At 70.6% G+C, this 14368-nt stretch carries 14 protein-coding genes and 2 pseudogenes; 7 read left to right on the top strand and 9 right to left on the bottom strand.

Annotated elements, in window-relative coordinates; translation table 11 throughout:
- The 6 genes and pseudogenes from FV217_RS19725 to FV217_RS19700 form a co-directional block, all read right to left on the bottom strand.
- Positions 1–609 (bottom strand): annotated as a pseudogene (locus FV217_RS19725) (hypothetical protein); the annotation flags it as partial.
- A gap of 200 nt (positions 610–809) precedes the next feature.
- On the bottom strand, positions 810–1565 hold the full coding sequence (gene cobF, locus FV217_RS19720) for a precorrin-6A synthase (deacetylating) (protein WP_147819087.1): 756 nt from the start codon (positions 1563–1565) through the stop codon (positions 810–812).
- Positions 1566–1634: 69 nt separating this feature from the next.
- Complete coding sequence (locus tag FV217_RS19715) at positions 1635–1982, bottom strand: hypothetical protein (RefSeq protein WP_147819085.1); 348 nt, start codon at positions 1980–1982, stop codon at positions 1635–1637.
- Between the two features lie 386 nt (positions 1983–2368).
- On the bottom strand, positions 2369–2698 hold the full coding sequence (locus FV217_RS19710; protein WP_147819083.1) for a hypothetical protein: 330 nt from the start codon (positions 2696–2698) through the stop codon (positions 2369–2371).
- 65 nt (positions 2699–2763) lie between these two features.
- Positions 2764–3609 (bottom strand): metallophosphoesterase, encoded by an 846-nt coding sequence (locus tag FV217_RS19705; RefSeq protein WP_147819081.1) that lies wholly within the window; start codon positions 3607–3609, stop codon positions 2764–2766.
- Between the two features lie 7 nt (positions 3610–3616).
- Positions 3617–4222 carry a cation transporter gene (locus FV217_RS19700; protein ID WP_147819093.1) on the bottom strand — a complete coding sequence of 202 codons (606 nt, stop codon included), beginning with the start codon at positions 4220–4222 and terminating at the stop codon, positions 3617–3619.
- A gap of 225 nt (positions 4223–4447) precedes the next feature.
- On the opposite strand from FV217_RS19700, the gene croR reads away from it, so the two are divergent.
- The 3 genes from croR (at position 4448) to crtI (FV217_RS19685) (ending at position 7491) form a co-directional block, all read left to right on the top strand.
- On the top strand, positions 4448–4921 hold the full coding sequence (gene croR / locus FV217_RS19695; RefSeq protein WP_147819079.1) for a 3-hydroxybutyryl-CoA dehydratase: 474 nt from the start codon (positions 4448–4450) through the stop codon (positions 4919–4921).
- Between the two features lie 55 nt (positions 4922–4976).
- A complete protein-coding gene (locus FV217_RS19690; protein ID WP_147819077.1) occupies positions 4977–5798 on the top strand; it encodes an RNA methyltransferase in 822 nt (273 codons plus the stop codon).
- 103 nt (positions 5799–5901) lie between these two features.
- On the top strand, positions 5902–7491 hold the full coding sequence (crtI, locus tag FV217_RS19685) for a phytoene desaturase family protein (protein ID WP_147819091.1): 1590 nt from the start codon (positions 5902–5904) through the stop codon (positions 7489–7491).
- A 14-nt stretch (positions 7492–7505) separates the two neighbouring features.
- Here the strand turns inward: crtI (FV217_RS19685) and FV217_RS19680 are convergent, their stop codons facing one another.
- On the bottom strand, positions 7506–7754 hold the full coding sequence (locus tag FV217_RS19680; protein ID WP_238232131.1) for a hypothetical protein: 249 nt from the start codon (positions 7752–7754) through the stop codon (positions 7506–7508).
- 165 nt (positions 7755–7919) lie between these two features.
- Between FV217_RS19680 and crtI (FV217_RS19675) the strand changes: the two genes are divergently transcribed.
- The 3 genes from crtI (FV217_RS19675) to FV217_RS19665 are packed head-to-tail and all read left to right on the top strand — an operon-like array spanning position 7920 to position 11403.
- Positions 7920–9458, top strand: coding sequence for a phytoene desaturase family protein (gene crtI / locus FV217_RS19675; protein WP_147819073.1), 1539 nt, complete (start codon positions 7920–7922; stop codon positions 9456–9458).
- A 56-nt stretch (positions 9459–9514) separates the two neighbouring features.
- The gene (locus tag FV217_RS19670; protein ID WP_147819088.1) at positions 9515–10270 is read left to right on the top strand and encodes a lysophospholipid acyltransferase family protein; all 756 of its coding nucleotides are present in this window, start codon (positions 9515–9517) and stop codon (positions 10268–10270) included.
- On the top strand, positions 10270–11403 hold the full coding sequence (locus FV217_RS19665; protein ID WP_147819071.1) for a glycosyltransferase: 1134 nt from the start codon (positions 10270–10272) through the stop codon (positions 11401–11403). The genes FV217_RS19670 and FV217_RS19665 overlap by 1 nt, the downstream gene beginning before the upstream one ends.
- On the opposite strand, the gene cutA is transcribed toward FV217_RS19665, so the two are convergent.
- Positions 11382–11732: a divalent-cation tolerance protein CutA gene (cutA, locus tag FV217_RS19660; RefSeq protein WP_147819069.1), complete on the bottom strand. Its 351-nt coding sequence runs from the start codon at positions 11730–11732 to the stop codon at positions 11382–11384. The two genes, FV217_RS19665 and cutA, sit on opposite strands and share 22 nt — an antisense overlap.
- 92 nt (positions 11733–11824) lie before the next feature.
- Here cutA and FV217_RS19655 point away from each other — a divergent pair, with 92 nt between their 5' ends.
- Positions 11825–12595, top strand: a complete 771-nt coding sequence (locus tag FV217_RS19655) for an NAD kinase (RefSeq protein WP_147819067.1) — start codon at positions 11825–11827, stop codon at positions 12593–12595.
- A 1096-nt stretch (positions 12596–13691) separates the two neighbouring features.
- Here FV217_RS19655 and FV217_RS23040 read toward each other — a convergent pair.
- Positions 13692–14368, bottom strand: a pseudogene (locus tag FV217_RS23040) (hypothetical protein); the annotation flags it as partial.

The following is a 14368-nucleotide window of genomic DNA, read 5'->3' as shown; positions in this document are numbered from 1 at the left end:
CTGCGAGGCCACCCGCAGGGCGGCGTCGGCGAACTCGGCGGAGACGCCGGCCGCGATGTAGGCGGCCCGCTCGGGGGCGCCGTCCGCGCGGAACACCTGACCGAACAGCCCGGCCTCGTAGGGCGCGTGGAAGCCGAGCCGGGTCGCCGCCATGATGTGGCGCTCGCGGCCGCGCACGAAGGCGAGGGTGCAGGCCGAGACGCAGAAATCGGGGACGTAGGTGGCGAGGCGGTGCCGGGCGATCGCCGCGCCGATCGCCTCGCCCTCGTCGACGAGGCCGCCCTCGCTGGTGAGGTGGATGCGCTCGACGCGGGGGTTCTCGGCGAGCAGGCGTTCGAGCCGCGCGCCGGCGCCCTCGGTCAGTTCGCCCGAGAGCCGCACGTCCCGCCCGCCGGGGCCGAGCACGATCCGGGTCTCGGGGCCCGGCAGGTCGGTGCCGAGGCGCGATTCGAGTTCGAGGGAGAGGCGGGCGTAGATGCCGAACAGGCCGGTCTCAGCGGGTTCGAGGCCGCTGCGCAGATGAGCCTGGACGACCGTGTCGGCACCGAGGCAGGCGAGCGCCAGCCCGGCCAGTCCGATCCCACGTACGACGCGCCAGGCTGCCGCCATGACCTGCCCCCAGATGGCTCGATGGTCGTTGCGACCAAGGCCAATCTTCAATTCCCGCCAGGGCTAAGCAAGGGTTGGGCCGGGGCGTTTTCTGGGCCGGATGCGCGTCGGGGATCGCCTGTGTCGCGCAAGAGACGTTTCTTAAAACGAACGATCCGTTCGTCATGCGGTCCGGGAAAGATCGGCCCAGACCGCTGTCACTATGTCGCAGGTCGGCTCAGCCGGTAGATGTCCATGATCCAGCCGTGGCGCAGCCGCGCCGCGCGCCGGGTCTCGCGGATAACCTCCGCCACGTCGCCGAGTCGCCCGGTGACGAGGAGTTCGTCGGCGGTGCCGAGATAGGCGCCCCAGTGGATGATCAGATCCGGGTCGAGGCCGGCGAAATCGACCCGGCCGTCGAGCATCACCACCGTGGCGCCCTCGCCCGAAAGGTCCTCGGCGAGGCGCCGGCCGGTTGTGATGGTCACCGGCTCGCCGATGCCGTTGAGCGCGATGCGGTGGCCGGCGGCGAGCGCCTGGACGCTGGTGATGCCGGGGATGACCTCGACGTCGAAGGCGATCCGGCCACGGGCGCGGATGCGGTCGATGATCCGGATCGTGCTGTCGTAGAGCGAGGGGTCGCCCCAGACCAGGAAGGCGCCGCAGCCGTCCTCGCCGAGGTGTTCGGCGATGAGGCCTTCGTAGAGTTCGGCCCGGGCGGCGTGCCAGTCGTCGACCGCGACGCCGTAATCCGCCGGCATCCGGTCGCGCTCGGGATCCACGGCCTCGACGAAGCGCGGCTGCGCGCCCGTGATGGTGCGCTCGCAGATGTCTCGGCGGACCCGCACCAGCTCGGCCTTGGCGTCGCCCTTGTCGATCAGAAAGACCACGTCGGCCGCGTTGAGCGCGCGCACCGCCTGTAGCGTCACGTGCTCGGGATTGCCCGTGCCGATCCCGATGAGGAGAAGCTTCTTCATAAGCCCGGCCCTCGAAGCCGACGCCCCGTCGCGCCGGAGGCGTCGATGCCTGCGCCCGCCGGTATCACGTCAGCGCCCGAACCACGACGCGACCGGGTCGACCACGTAGGCCGCCACCGAGGAGATCCAGGCGCGGGCGCGGGTGGTGAGACCCTCCTTGCGTACGGCGGTGTCGGAATCGGCGGAGCGGAAGGCGAATTCGGCCGCGACATAGGCGTCCTCGGACGCCTTGCAGGCACTGAGCGCCGCGCGCTCGGCCGCGCGTTTCTCGACGCTGACGGGCTGGCCGGAAAAGTGCTGGCGGACGCAGCGGTGCCAGTCCCGGCGCAGGCCGTCGAGATCGGTCTCCTGCGCCTGCGCCGCGCCCGCCGAGAGCCAGGCGGCGGCGATGAGGACGGACAGGTTCGAGCCTCGCATCACCCAAGCCTCTTAACGATCCGGTTGAGGGCACCGAGGACGCACCGACGTTCCCGGCTTGTTCTCAGAGCGTGAGGGAGGCTCTACGTGATTTGCGCGGGCTTGGCTGTCACTCGGATGCGTCACGCATCCCCGTCGATGCCGGCGGCCCTGCGGTTCAGCCGACGAGGGCGGTGAGGCCGGTGCCGATCAGCGTCACGAGGCCGATGGTGACGATGAACTTCAGGTCTTCGATGCGCTCGCTCATGGCCGATTCCTGCGGCGGCGGGTTTGACACCGCCGGTCGAGATCCATGCGCATCTAGCGATTCGGCGCGAACGGCTCCGTGTGTTTCGTCACCCGCGATCCTGCTTTCGTCGCGGCGAAATACGGTTGCCGGGATCGCGTCAGCCGCCGCCGGCACCGCTTCCGCCGCCGCCGCCGGTGTTGCCGACGGGGAGTTCCGGCTTCTCCGCATTGCCGTCCGCGGCGGAACTGGACGAACGGCTGTCGGCGCCGGTCCCGCCGCGGACCTGCGTCTCGACCGAACCCGGTCCGCTCTTGGTCCCGCCGCCCGGCTTCACGAACTCCGTGGCCGGCTCGCCCGGCGTCGTGATCCGGGGAGGACCGGGCTGGCGGATCTCGGCCGGCTTGTTGCCGCCGCCCGATTGCGCCGACGCGGCGCCGGATAGGAGCAGAAGCGGCACGCCCAGCGCCGCAGCCGTCTTGGACTTCATGGTTGGCTCCCGGTTCGAGAACGATCGGTCCGTGACAACACGGGAACGGCCCGGGCGTTTCCCGCTCAGCCGATTGCGATGCGCAGGTCCGGCTTGAAGGTCTTGCCCTCCACGGGGTTCGCGACCCAGCGGGTGCGGCCGACCGCCAAGTCGTGGCCGGCATGGAAATGCCCGGAGATCCAGGCCTCCGGGCGCTGTGCCTCGGGCAGGTCTTCGAGCACGGTGGTCGCGTAGAAGGCCGGCACCCACCACGGCACGCCGGGCGCGCCTCGGAACGCGTCGGCCGCGCGCGGGCTCGGCGGGTGGTGCGTGACCACGACGGTCGGGCCGGCATGGGGCTCGGCGAGGGCGGCCAGCAGCGCGGCCTTTTCGGCGCGATGCGCCGCCATGGCGTCGGCCGGCGACCAGGCCGTGCCGTCGGCGTTGCGGATCGAACCGCGAAACTCCCGCGAGCCGGTGACCGGATCGGTCATACGCGCCGCCGCGAAGGCGACCGGGTCTTCCGGGCGGCCGGGCGTGTCCGGCGTCAGCCAGCGGCCCGCCAGCGACCAGTCGCTCCACAGGGTCGTGCCGACGAAGCGCACCCCGTCGATCAGGGTGCTCGCGCCGTTCTCCAGCAGGTGGAGGCGGGTGCCCTCCCCGACCAGCCGCGCGACCTCGGCACGCAGGGCGGCGAGCAGTTCGGGTGCGGTGCGGCCGTCGCCGGTGGGCGCGTAATGCTCGTGGTTGCCCGGCACCAGCACCACCGGCCGGCCGTCCGCCAGCGCGAGCACGGCGGCAAGCCCTTCCTCCGGGCGGCCCTCGAACAGGTCGCCGGCGCAGACCATCACGTCGAAGGGCCCTGTCGGCCGCGGGATCAGGTCGAGGCGGCGGCGTTCGAGATGCAGGTCTGAGATCGGAAACAGGTGCATGAACCGGTCAAACCCGTGCTTCGGCGGCGCCGCGGCGCTCGGCGCGCGCCGCCTTGAGGATGTCGACGGCGGACTCGGCGTTGAGGACCGCGATGCCGAGGCCGACGACGAGGTCGGGCCAGGGCGACAGCGTCGCCGCCGTGGCGAGGCCGGCCAGGATGATCGCGATGTTCGCCGCCACGTCGTTGCGGGCCGAGAGATAGGCCGCGCGGGTCAGGCTGCCGCCGCCCGCGCGGTGCCGCGCCAGCATCAGCGCGCAGGTGAGGTTGACCGCGAGCGCACCGATCCCGGTGAGCGTCAGCGGCAGGGGCGCCGGCGGCGCCATGTCCGCGATCTTGTCCCAGGCTGCCCAGGCTGCGCCCAGCGCCGGCAGCAGCAGGATGAAGGCGAGCGCCGTGCCGAGCCGCGCCCGGTTGCGCAGGCTCCAGCCGAGGCCGGCGAAGATCAGGAGGTTGATCGCCGCGTCCTCGAGAAAGTCGAGGCTGTCGGCCAAGAGCGCCACCGAGCCGATGGCCAGCGCCACCGCGATCTCGATGCCGAAATAGCCGAGGTTCAGCGCGGCGACGCGGACGACCACCGGGCGCAATCCCGGCGCGGAGCCGTGTTCGTCCATGGCCGGGTTCACCTCGTCGCCGCGGGCGCTTGCCGCCGGGAGGGCCGTACCGGACCGCCCCACCGGGAGCAATCGCCGCCCCGGACGCGGTGCAGACCGTCCCGACCGCGTTCGGGATTGCCCTCGGCCGCGCGCCCCGCGCACTGGATTTGCACTCCGTCCTGTGCAAGGCCAAAGCTTTGCTGCGCTCGCATGCGTCGCGGGCGGCACCGGAGACACCCAGCGATGTTGCCCGAACTTCGTATTCTGTATTTCGAGGATCTGGAGGTCGGCCTCACCGAGATCTGGAAGAAGGAGATCTCCTCTTCCGACGTGGTGGGCTTCGCCGAGATCACCGGCGACCGCAACCCGATCCACCTCTCCGAGCACTTCGCGGCTCGCACGCCCTTCGGCACCCGCATCGCCCACGGCCTCTACACGGCCGGGCTGATCTCGGCGGTGCTCGGCACCCGCCTGCCCGGCCCCGGCGCGGTCTACATCAGCCAGACCCTCAACTTCCGCGCGCCGGTGCGCATCGGCGACACCGTCGAGGTCATCGTCGAGGTGGCCGAGCTCATCGCCGAGCGCCGCCGCGCCCGCCTCACCTGCACCTGCAAGGTCGGCGACGAGGTCGTGCTCGACGGCGAGGCCCTGGTGAAGGTGCCGAAGAAGGAAGAGGCCGACCCGCTCACCATGCGCATGGGCGGCGGCCGCGCCTGATTCTTTTGTGAGTGCAGGGACCGTCGATGCTTCGGCGTCGAGGGTCGACGACACGATGAGCGCCAGTCCAGCGATCACCATCGACGACCCCGCCGATCCGCGGCTCGCGCCCTACGCGTCGATCCGTGAGCGGGATCTCGTCGGCCGGCGGGGGCGCTTCATCGTCGAGGGCGAGGTCACCCTGCGGCTGATGCTGTCGCCGGCCTCGCGCTTCCGGGTCGAGTCGATCCTGCTTTCGCCGGAACGCCTGCCCGGCCTCGGTGATCTCATCGAAACCATGCCCGCGCCGCCGCCGGTCTATTGCGCCTCCCGTGCCGTGATGGGCGCGGTGGCCGGCTTTCCGATGCATCGCGGCGTCCTGGCCGTGGGCCTGAGCGGCGCGCCGCCCGAGCCGGCCGGGCTGATCCCCCCTGCCCCGGCGCCCGCGACCGTGCTCGGCCTCGTCGGCCTGACCAACCACGACAATGTCGGCGGCCTGTTTCGCAACGCCGCCGCCTTCGGGGCCGACGCGGTGCTTCTCGACGACGCCACCTGTGATCCGCTCTACCGCAAGGCAATCCGGGTCTCGGCCGGCGCGGCGCTGACCGTGCCCTTCGCGCGTACGGCAAGCCCGCAGGCGCTGCTCGACCTCGCCGCGCGCCACGACCTCGTGTCGCTGGCGATGACGCCGGGGACCGAGGCCGACATCGCCGACATCGCCCTGCCCGCCCGCGCCCTGGTGCTGCTCGGCAGCGAAGGCCCCGGACTTCCGCCGGACCTGATGGCCCACTGCCAGAGAATCCGGATCGGGATGGCGGCGGGATTCGACTCGCTCAACGTCGCCACCGCCGGCGCCATCGCGCTGCATCACCTGCTGCGGCGACGGTGCCGGCTGTAAGCGTGGCTTTACGCGCGACATTCCGTGGCAATTGCCGCACAACGTGCGGAGGCAGAGATAGCCTTGCCGACAGGTTATGGGTCTCGAGGGGGAGCGGACGGCGTTGCTACAGTCAGGCGAGGGGTTGCGGAGCCTGTCCGGCCGCCGCGTCGCGGTCGTCGGAGCCGGACCCGGCGGTCTCGCCACGGCGCTCCTGCTCGCCAAGGCCGGCATCCACGTCACGCTGTTCGAGCGCGACGCCGTGGTCGGCGGGCGCACCAAGACGGTCGAGGCGCCGGGCGGCTACCGCTTCGATATCGGCCCGACCTTCTTTCTCTACCCGCAGATCCTGGCCGACATCTTCGAGAGCTGTGGCGAGCGGCTGGAGGATCACGTCGAGCTGAAGCGGCTCGACCCGATGTACCACCTGCTCTTCGAGGGCGAGGGCGGCGTCTCGGGCGAGATCCGCGCCACCGGCGATGAGGACCGGCTGCGCGCCGAGATCGCCCGGATCGCGCCGGAGGATGCGAAGAACCTGCATGCGTTCTTTACCGAGAACCGGACCAAGCTGAACTTCTTCAAGCCGGTGCTGGAGCAGTCCTTCGACCGCTTCTTCTCGATGATGAGCCCGGCGATGCTCGCCGCCCTGCCCCATCTCCATCCCGGCCGCAGCGTAGACAAGGATCTCAAGCGCTACTTCGCCGACCCGCGGGTGCGCCTCGCCTTCTCGTTCCAGACCAAATATCTCGGCATGTCGCCGTTCCGCTGCCCGAGCCTGTTCACGATCCTGTCGTTCCTCGAATACGAGCACGGGGTCTACCACCCGGTGGGCGGCTGCGGCGCGGTCTCCGAGGCGATGGCGGGGCTCGCCCGCCGCATGGGTGTCGACATCCGCCTCGGCACCAAGGTCGAGCGCGTGGTCTACCAGGGCAAGCGCGCCGCGGGCGTCGTCGTGAACGGAGAGACCTTCAACGCCGACGCGGTGGTGATCAACGGCGACTTCGCCGGCACCATTCGCGATCTCGTGCCCGAGACGCAGAGGCCGCGCTGGCGCGACCGCAAGGTGGACAAGGCCCGCCTCTCCTGCTCGACCTTCATGATGTATCTCGGCATCGAGGGGACAGTCCCCGAAGGTCTCGGGCACCACTCGATCCTGCTGTCGAAGGACTACAAGCAGAACATCGAGGAGATCACCGGCGGCACCCTGCCGATGACGCCGTCGCTCTACGTGCAGCATGCCGGATACACCGACGGCGGCATGGCCCCTCCGGGCCACACCGCGCTCTACGTGCTGGTGCCGGTGCCGAACCTCAAGTCGGGCATCGACTGGGAGAGCGTGCGCCCGGCCTACCGCCGGCTGGTGCTGGAGCGCCTGAAGCTCCTGGGCATCGCCGACATCGAGAGCCGCATCCGCTACGAGCGCGTGCTCGACCCGCGCGACTGGCGCGACGAATTCACGGTGCACGAGGGCGCGACCTTCAACCTCGCGCACGATCTCGGACAGATGCTGTGGTTCCGGCCGCACAACCGCTTCGGGCCGGGCCTCTACCTCGTCGGCGGCGGCACCCATCCGGGCTCCGGCCTGCCGGTGATCTACGAGGGCGCCCGCATCTCGGCGCGCCTGCTGATCGAGGACCTCGCCGGTGCCAAGGCCCCCGCCCTGAAGGACATCCCCGCAACCGCGCCGCTTGCGACGCAGGGCGAGGCGCGGTGATGTCGGCGGCGGGGCTACTTCGTCCCGCAGCCGATGCAGATGCCCTTCATGATCTTGTCGTCCTTGTTCATCCGCTCCGTGCGGCCCTCGCGGGTTTCGGCAGGGCCCGGTCCGGCGGCGGCGCCCGGCGGCTTGGTCTGGCCGACGGAGGTGGTGTGGGGGGCGGTCACCGTGGAGGTGGGGCCGCCGCCGGTGCCGGTCTCGGTCTGGGCGAAGGCGGGCGCGGCGGTCAGGACGAACATCGTCGCGATGATGGATCGCATCGGCATGAAAAGACTCCTCGTTTCGCGATTAACGTGCGAGCGGGGCTCGAAAGTTCCTGGTTTCTCCGATCGCGCCGCGGGGTCTCGCGTTGACCGCGTCCGGATCGGGTCTAGCTTGTCTGAAAAGGACGGCCGCAGGTCGTGCCCCGGGGAGTCGTATCGACCATGAGTAGCGGTTCCTCGGTCGCGGTGGTCGGCGGCGGGTTGGGTGGTCTGGCGGCGGCCTGCGTGGCGGCGGCGCGCGGTCACCGGGTCACGCTCTACGACAAGAACGCTTGGCTCGGCGGCAAGGCCGCGGTCCTGAACGACGGCGGTTTCCGCTTCGACATGGGGCCGACGATCCTCACCGTGCCCCGCGTCCTGGAGCGGATCTTTTCCGAGGCCGGGCGCAGCGTGCACGACGCGCTGGACCTGCGCCGGCTCGACCCGCAATGGCGCTGTTTCTTCGAGGACGGGTCGCGCATCGACTTGATCGAGAACGTCGACGCCATGGCAGCCTCAATGGACCGCTTTGCCCCCGGCGAGGGCGTCGGAGACGGCTACAGGAAGTTCCTGGCAATTTCCGAGAACCTGCACGGCGTTTCCGAAAGATTCTTCTTCTGGAAGGCGGTGCAGGACCTGTTCGACACGATCGACATCCGCGCCAACATGAACCCGTCGACCCTGCGCGACGTGCTGTCCCTGCGGATGCATTCCACCGTCGCCGGCACCATCCGCGGCAAGGTCAAGGATGCGCGGCTCGCCCAGATGCTCGACCATTTCGTCCAATATGTCGGGTCGTCCCCCTACGGCGCGCCGGCGGTGCTCTGCGCCATCGGGCACATGCAGGTCTCGGAGGGCGTCTGGTATCCGATGGGCGGCACCCGCGCGGTCGCCGAGGGACTGGCGAAGCTCGCTACCGATCTCGGCGCGACGCTGCGGCCGGCCGACGAGGTGACGGGCCTCGACATCCGCGACGGCGTGCTGCGCGGTGTCCGCACCGCGAACGGCACCACGGCCTACGACGCCGTGATCTCCAACATGGATTCCGTCCGCACCTACCGCGAGCTCGTCGGCGGCGCGGTCGGCAAGACGTATGAGAAGAAGACCTTCGAGCCGGCCTGCTCCGGCGTTGTGCTCTATCTCGGCCTGAACCGGCGCTACGAGCATCTCGGCCACCACGACTTCGTCTTCTCGCGCGATCCGGAAGAGGAGTTCGACTTCATCTACCGCAAGGGCGAGCCGGCCCCGGACCCCACCGCCTATCTCGCCGCCCCCTCCGGCACCGATCCGTCGGTGGCGCCGGACGGCGGCGAGGCGCTCTATGTCCTGGTGCACACGCCGTATCTGCGCCCGCACCACGACTGGCAAAAGATGTTTCCGGCCTATCGCCAGGTGATCCTGGACAAGCTCAAGCGCACCGGCGGCATGCCGGACCTCGAGGAGCGCATCGTGTTCGAGCGCCACCTGACGCCGCAGGACATCCACGACCGCTACCACGTGCTCAACGGCGCGATCTACGGCCTCGCCTCGCACGGCCGGATGACGGGCGCCTTCAAACCCGGCAACCGCTCGCGGGAAGTGAAGGGGCTCTATCTCGCCGGCGGCGCGGCCCATCCCGGCCCCGGCATGCCGATGGTGATGATGTCCGGCTGGATCGCCGCCGACGCCCTCGATACGGATCTGCGGGCGGGCGCGCAGCCGGATCTGCGCAGGACCGCGTGAGCCGTCTCCCCCGCCCCGTCGCCGAGCCGGTGCGCTCGGCTCGGGTCTGGCGCTTCATGACCGCGTATTTTTCGCGGTTCCTGCGCCGGCACATGAATGCCCTGCGGCTCGCCCGCTGGGGCGCGCCGCGGCGGCTCGATCACCCCGGGCCGCTGGTGGTCTATTGCAACCACCCCTCCTGGTGGGATGCGGCGACGACGATCCTGCTGGCCGACCGGCTGTTTCCGAGCCGCGCGATGTTCGCCCCCTTCGATGCCCGGATGCTCGAAAAATACGGCATCTTCCGGCGGCTCGGCGCCTTTCCGGTGGATCTCGAATCGCGGCGCGGCGCAGCGCAGTTCCTGGCCTCGGCGCGCCACGTGCTGGCCAAAGCCGAAAACATGCTCTGGCTCACCGCGCAGGGCCGGTTCTCGGACGTGCGCACACGGCCGCTCGATCTGCGCCCCGGCATCGCGCATCTGGCCGAGATCGCGCCGGACGCGCTGTTCGTGCCGCTCGCCCTCGACTACGCCTTCTGGGACGAGCGCGGGGCTGAGGCCTGCTGTGCCTTCGGCGAGCCGATCGCCGCCCGCGACCTCCTCGCCCTGACACGCCCCGAACGCCTCGCCCATCTGGAGGCGGCGCTCACCGCGACGCTCGACTATCTCTCCGCCGACGTGATGACCCGCGATCCCGCCCGCTTCTCGGCCGTGATCGAGGGCGCCCGCGGCGTCGGCGGCGTCTACGATCTCTGGCGGCGGCTCGGCGCCCTAGCCCGCGGCCGGCGCTTCGACCCCGCGCACGGCGCGAACGAGGCCGAACGGATCCCGTGATGCTGGCGCTCGCCCTCCTCTCCCTCGCCCTGGCCCTGCTGCCGGCGGTCCTTGCCGCCGTGAACCTGAGGGCGCTGGCGACGCCCGATCCGGCCCCGTCCGCGACGGGGCTCGTCTCGATCCTGATCCCGGCCCGCAACGAGGCGGCGATCATCGCGGGCACGGTGCGTGCGGCGCTGGCGAGCGAGGGCGTCGCCGTCGAGGTGCTGGTCGGCGACGACCATTCCACCGACGCCACCGCGGCGCTCGTCTCCGAGATCGCCATGGGCGACCCGCGCCTCAGGCTCGTCGCGGTGCCGGCCCTGCCCGAGGGTTGGACCGGCAAGAACAACGGCTGCGTCACCCTGGCGAAGGTCGCCGGGGGCGATCGCCTGCTCTTCATCGATGCCGACGTGACCTTGGGGCCGAACGCCGCCGCTGCCCTCTCGGCCCACGCCGCGCGGACCGGTGCGGCCCTCGTCAGCGGCGTGCCGCGTCAGGCGATGCAGACCCTCGGCGAGCGGCTGACCGTGCCGGCCATCACGTTTCTGCTTCTCGGCTTCCTGCCGGTGCCGCTGATGCGCAGGCGGCCCGACGTCTCGCTCGCCGCCGGCTGCGGGCAACTGATGATGATCGCGGCGGACGCCTACCGCCAGACCGGCGGCCACGGCGCGGTGCGGACCTCGATGCATGACGGCGTCACCCTGCCACGGGCTCTCCGGGCCGCCGGCTACCGGACCGATCTCGTCGCCGGCAGTAGCCTCGCCTCCTGCCAGATGTATCCGGGCTTCGCGCAGGCATGGGCCGGCTTTTCGAAGAACGCCCGCGAGGGCATGGCGACGCCCCGTGCCCTGCCCGTCTGGACGTTTCTGCTGTTCGGCGGCCAGATCTTGCCGTGGCTGCTGCTCGTGCTGGCACTCGCCGCCGGGCTGCCGGGCTCGGTCGCGCTGGTAGCGCTTGCCGCCGGCCTCGTCTCCCTCGGTACCCGGGCGGCGATCACGCGCGCGAGCGCCGAGCCGCTCGCGACGATTCCCCTGCACCCGCTGACGATGGCGACGGCGCTGGCGATCCAGTGGACGGCGCTGGTTCGCGAGGCCCGGGGGCGGGCGCCCGCCGCCTGGAAGGGGCGGAGCTATCCGGTCGGGCCGGGTTGAGGCGCACCCTCCCCGCCCGTCTCCGCCACGATCCAGGCCGCCGTGTCCGGGTCTGCCCCCGCCACCGGCAGGTGCAGGATGATCGGCGTCTCGTAGGGGTGTCGCGCCTTCAGCGCGGCGCCCAAGGCGTCGGCGAGGCCCTCGCGCGTCTTGAGGATCGCCACGACCTCCCGGCCACGCTCGATGGCACCCTTCCAGGCATAGACCGAGGCCATGCCGGGCAGGACGTTGACGCAGGCGCAAAGCCGCTCGCGCACCAGGTCTTCGCCGACGGCCAGCGCCGTCTCGGCATCGGCGAAGGTCGTGTAGACGAGGAGCGGGCGCTCCATGCTATGCCTCTTGGTGCAGACCCATCCCGGAGCGAGTGAGACCTCGCCCGGTCGCTGCGTCAACACGGCTCGAACGCGGATTGCTGGATTCGATGGCGGCGCGCTTCCCACGGATCGCCTTCGTCGCGAGCCCGACGCCCGATGCCCGCGAGGCGGCGGAGGCGCTGATGCGCCGCTACGACCATGTCGCGCCGGAAGAGGCCGACGTCGTGGTGGCGCTCGGCGGCGACGGCCTGATGCTGCAGGTGCTCCACCGCTTCATGGACGGCTCGAAGCCGATCTACGGCATGAACCGCGGCACCGTCGGCTTCCTCATGAACGAGTTTCGCGAGGATGGGCTGATCGAGCGGCTGGAGACGGCGCAGCGCAGCGTGATCCACCCCCTCGCCATGGTCGTCACCGACACGGAGGGGCGCACCCACGAGGCGCCGGCGATCAACGAAGTCTACATGCTGCGCCAGATGCACCAGACGGCGAAGCTGAGGATCTCGATCGACGGGCAAGTCCGGCTGCCGGAACTGATTGCCGACGGGGTGCTCGTGGCGACCCCGGCCGGTTCGACCGCCTACAATTTCTCGGTGGGCGGCCCGATCCTGCCGCTCAACGCGCAGTTGCTCGCCCTGACGCCGATCTCGTCGTTCCGGCCGCGGCGCTGGAACGGGGCCTTGCTGCCGAACTTCGCGCGCATCCACATCGAGGTGCTGGACGCCGCCCACCGGCCGGTGGCGGCGGTGGCCGACCACACCGAGTTTCGCCGGGTCCGCACCGTCGAGACCTGGCTCGACCACGCCACGGACCTCGTGCTGCTGCACGATCCCGGACACAGCCTCGACGAGCGGATCCTTCGCGAGCAGTTCGGCTGACACGAAAACGGGAGGCCGAGGGGCCTCCCGTAGAGCGCACGTGCCGCCCAACGTCGTCGCGGGGCGGCACGAATGTCATGAAGGGCGGGAAAGGCGGCGCAATCGGCCTGCCGTTCCCGAACGTTCAGTAGTCGAGAAGCAGCCCCGACGAGCCCACGGCGGCGATAACCAGCATGCTGGCGAAGGCCACGGTGACGCCGAAGGTCACGATCTTCGAAAACACCATGTTGGCTCCCGTCATGAAATCGAACGTCCCTGATATGTTGCGTTGCCCAACGAGATAGCGGGACTGCAACGCCCGCGATGCGCGCTGGCGCACATGCTAACGTGCGTTGCGGCAACGAGTTCGCTGCGACGCACCATCGCAGCCGTCATCACGCTGCACCAAACGGCCAAGCCGAATCGGGGTTGCATGCGCGTGACGCAGGTCTTTGTCTTAAACGTGCAAGCTTTTTAACCTATACATTGAAAAATTACCTACTTCATGCTTGTTTGCCGTCACTCGCCTCCCGGGACTTTCGGGGAAGCGCCGCAGGGTCGAGGGCGGTGCTTTGGGAGGCTGGGGCGATGCCCGCGTCGGTGGTCTGACCATCGCCGCCCCGGGCGGGGCATCGACGCAAGGTCTGCCCTGGTCGTGGCGGGGTCCGCCGTGGAAATGCGCCGGGCTTTGGCCGACCCGGCCTCGGCGAAACCGAGAGGCTGTCGGCGCCATCCACGACGAGGTGGCGCGCACGGAAGCAGGTGCCGGGTTAACTCTCCGGGGATGTGGGCATCCTGCTCGGCAGGAGCGCAGCGCCCGGAATTGTTGAGCGACAGGTCGACGCCACCCGAACACCATCGTGACGCAGCACCGGTCCGCGCCCTTCACGAAGGCCCGGATCGCGGGACGCCGGCGAACCGGATTCGTGTGTGATCACTGCGCGCTGCGGGTTCCGCGGCGTCCCGCGTCACCCCGTTTTTTTCGGGGTTTTGTCGATCGGGGTTTTCTTGGGCCATGCCTCCGGCGGGACACCGCGCGGGGCCGAAACCACATGCGTGGATCCGTCTCATGCGGTTTCCGGCCGAAGCGGTCGGTCCGCCCAGGGCGGCACCGGTCTCAGGCGGCGATGCGCTCGCGGTCGTCGCGGTAGCTCGCCAGGATGCTTTCGGAGATCAGGCTCTCCACCAGATCCGGGGCGTCCTGCATCTCCGGCCCGCGGGACGGGACCGTCACCAGCATGAGCGGCTGGGCCGGCTCTTCGGCGCGCTCGGCCTCGGCGCCCGAGGTCGCGCGGTCGGCCAGGAAGCGCGTCATCAGGGCGTCGGAGAGGCCGTCGAGGACGGCGGTCGCCGCCTCGGCCTGCCGGCGCTCGTGCTCGGCGCGGTAGCTCGCGATGATCGCGTCGGGCAATTCGTCGAGGACGCGGGAGAGCCGGTCCGATGCGACCGCCTCGGTGGCAAGGCTCTGCATGGGCACGGCTTCCGGCAGAAAGCCGGCGGCCTCGCGCCGTACGGCCTCGATGCGCAGGATGTCGTCCCGCTCGGCTTCGGCTGCCAGGAAACGCGCATGCGCGCGGGCCTCCTCGCGGGCGGCCTCCGCCTCGAAGCGGGCGAGGAGCGCCATCAGGCTGCGGCTCTCGGCGAAGGGCATGTCTTCGCAGGCGGTGAGCGCGCGCTCGATCATCCGGCGGGCCAGACGCGGACCCTCGATCTCGGCGCTCCCCGTCGCGGCCTCGCGCCAGGCCGACAGCGCCGCCTGGATCGCGGGCAGCAGCAGGGCCGGCAGGCCGGCGC

The organism is Methylobacterium sp. WL9, assembly GCF_008040035.1.
Lineage (GTDB): Bacteria > Pseudomonadota > Alphaproteobacteria > Rhizobiales > Beijerinckiaceae > Methylobacterium > Methylobacterium thuringiense.
The sequence above is the reverse complement of the archived record's forward strand: the minus strand, read 5'-3'. Positions and strand labels throughout refer to the sequence as shown.

Excerpts from the sequence above, each read along its gene's own strand:
- cobF (WP_147819087.1), bottom strand. The coding sequence starts at position 1,565 with ATGAAGAAGCTTCTCCTCATCGGGATCGGCACGGGCAATCCCGAGCAC.
- FV217_RS19715 (WP_147819085.1), bottom strand. The coding sequence starts at position 1,982 with ATGCGAGGCTCGAACCTGTCCGTCCTCATCGCCGCCGCCTGGCTCTCG.
- FV217_RS19710 (WP_147819083.1), bottom strand. The coding sequence starts at position 2,698 with ATGAAGTCCAAGACGGCTGCGGCGCTGGGCGTGCCGCTTCTGCTCCTA.
- FV217_RS19705 (WP_147819081.1), bottom strand. The coding sequence starts at position 3,609 with ATGCACCTGTTTCCGATCTCAGACCTGCATCTCGAACGCCGCCGCCTC.
- FV217_RS19700 (WP_147819093.1), bottom strand. The coding sequence starts at position 4,222 with ATGGACGAACACGGCTCCGCGCCGGGATTGCGCCCGGTGGTCGTCCGC.
- croR (WP_147819079.1), top strand. The coding sequence starts at position 4,448 with ATGTTGCCCGAACTTCGTATTCTGTATTTCGAGGATCTGGAGGTCGGC.
- FV217_RS19690 (WP_147819077.1), top strand. The coding sequence starts at position 4,977 with ATGAGCGCCAGTCCAGCGATCACCATCGACGACCCCGCCGATCCGCGG.
- FV217_RS19680 (WP_238232131.1), bottom strand. The coding sequence starts at position 7,754 with ATGCGATCCATCATCGCGACGATGTTCGTCCTGACCGCCGCGCCCGCC.
- crtI (WP_147819073.1), top strand. The coding sequence starts at position 7,920 with ATGAGTAGCGGTTCCTCGGTCGCGGTGGTCGGCGGCGGGTTGGGTGGT.
- FV217_RS19670 (WP_147819088.1), top strand. The coding sequence starts at position 9,515 with ATGACCGCGTATTTTTCGCGGTTCCTGCGCCGGCACATGAATGCCCTG.
- FV217_RS19665 (WP_147819071.1), top strand. The coding sequence starts at position 10,270 with ATGCTGGCGCTCGCCCTCCTCTCCCTCGCCCTGGCCCTGCTGCCGGCG.
- cutA (WP_147819069.1), bottom strand. The coding sequence starts at position 11,732 with ATGGAGCGCCCGCTCCTCGTCTACACGACCTTCGCCGATGCCGAGACG.
- FV217_RS19655 (WP_147819067.1), top strand. The coding sequence starts at position 11,825 with ATGGCGGCGCGCTTCCCACGGATCGCCTTCGTCGCGAGCCCGACGCCC.